Origin of the sequence: Streptomyces lonarensis (genome assembly GCF_012033735.1) — a bacterium.
Taxonomy (GTDB): domain Bacteria; phylum Actinomycetota; class Actinomycetes; order Streptomycetales; family Streptomycetaceae; genus Streptomyces; species Streptomyces lonarensis.
The window spans coordinates 1,959-3,612 of record NZ_JAAVJD010000298.1 but is presented as its reverse complement, the minus strand read 5'-3'; the positions used below and the strand labels follow the sequence as shown (position 1 = coordinate 3,612).

Here is a 1,654-nt window from a genome sequence, read left to right as displayed (position 1 = left end):
GCTGTCAAAGACAGACCGCAGGGGGCTTCACGGGCTTAGCATCACCAGATTCAGCGTTGGCGCTTCAAAGCGGGTACCGGAATATCAACCGGTTGTCCATCGACTACGCCTGTCGGCCTCGCCTTAGGTCCCGACTTACCCTGGGCAGATCAGCTTGACCCAGGAACCCTTAGTCAATCGGCGCACACGTTTCTCACGTGTGTATCGCTACTCATGCCTGCATTCTCACTCGTGAACCGTCCACAACTCGTTTCCACGGCTGCTTCACCCGGCACACGACGCTCCCCTACCCATCCGAACCCCCGTTAGGAGTATATGTTCGAATGACACGACTTCGGCGGTGTACTTGAGCCCCGCTACATTGTCGGCGCAGAATCACTAGACCAGTGAGCTATTACGCACTCTTTCAAGGGTGGCTGCTTCTAAGCCAACCTCCTGGTTGTCTCTGCGACTCCACATCCTTTCCCACTTAGCACACGCTTAGGGGCCTTAGTCGATGCTCTGGGCTGTTTCCCTCTCGACCATGGAGCTTATCCCCCACAGTCTCACTGCCGCGCTCTCACTTACCGGCATTCGGAGTTTGGCTAAGGTCAGTAACCCGGTAAGGCCCATCGCCTATCCAGTGCTCTACCTCCGGTAAGAAACACGCGACGCTGCACCTAAATGCATTTCGGGGAGAACCAGCTATCACGGAGTTTGATTGGCCTTTCACCCCTAACCACAGGTCATCCCCCAGATTTTCAACTCTGGTGGGTTCGGGCCTCCACGACCTCTTACAGCCGCTTCACCCTGCCCATGGCTAGATCACTCCGCTTCGGGTCTTGAGCATGCTACTGAACGCCCTATTCGGACTCGCTTTCGCTACGGCTCCCCCACACGGGTTAACCTCGCAACATACCGCAAACTCGCAGGCTCATTCTTCAAAAGGCACGCAGTCACGACACAGCAGGCAAGCCCACTGTGCGACGCTCCCACGGCTTGTAGGCACACGGTTTCAGGTACTATTTCACTCCGCTCCCGCGGTACTTTTCACCATTCCCTCACGGTACTATCCGCTATCGGTCACCAGGGAATATTTAGGCTTAACGGGTGGTCCCGCCAGATTCACACAGGATTTCTCGGGCCCTGTGCTACTTGGGTGGCTCCCAAACGAGCCATTGCAGTTTCAGCTACGGGGGTCTTACCCTCTACGCCGGGCCTTTCGCATGCCCTTCGCCTACCACAATGGTTTCTCACTCGCCCAGCCGCCGGCAGACGACTGAAGGAAACTCCCACGACCCCGCATGCGCAACCCCTGCCGGGTATCACACACATACGGTTTAGCCTCATCCGGTTTCGCTCGCCACTACTCCCGGAATCACGGTTGTTTTCTCTTCCTGCGGGTACTGAGATGTTTCACTTCCCCGCGTTCCCTCCACACACCCTATACATTCAGGTGCGGGTGACAGCCCATGACGACTGCCGGGTTTCCCCATTCGGACACCCCCGGATCAAAGCTCGGTTGACAGCTCCCCGGGGCCTATCGTGGCCTCCCACGTCCTTCATCGGTTCCTGGTGCCAAGGCATCCACCGTGCGCCCTTAAAAACTTGGCCACAGATGCTCGCGTCCACTGTGCAGTTCTCAAACAACAACCAGCCCAACCAGTCACCCCGC

The 1,654-nt window shown here is 57.3% G+C and carries 1 rRNA gene (running past one end of the window); it reads right to left on the bottom strand.

Features of this window, described 5'->3' with window-relative positions:
- A 23S ribosomal RNA gene (locus HCN56_RS23180) occupies positions 1 to 1,593 on the bottom strand; it reaches 1,631 nt to the left of the window's first position.
- Positions 1,594 to 1,654: the final 61 nt, after the last annotated feature.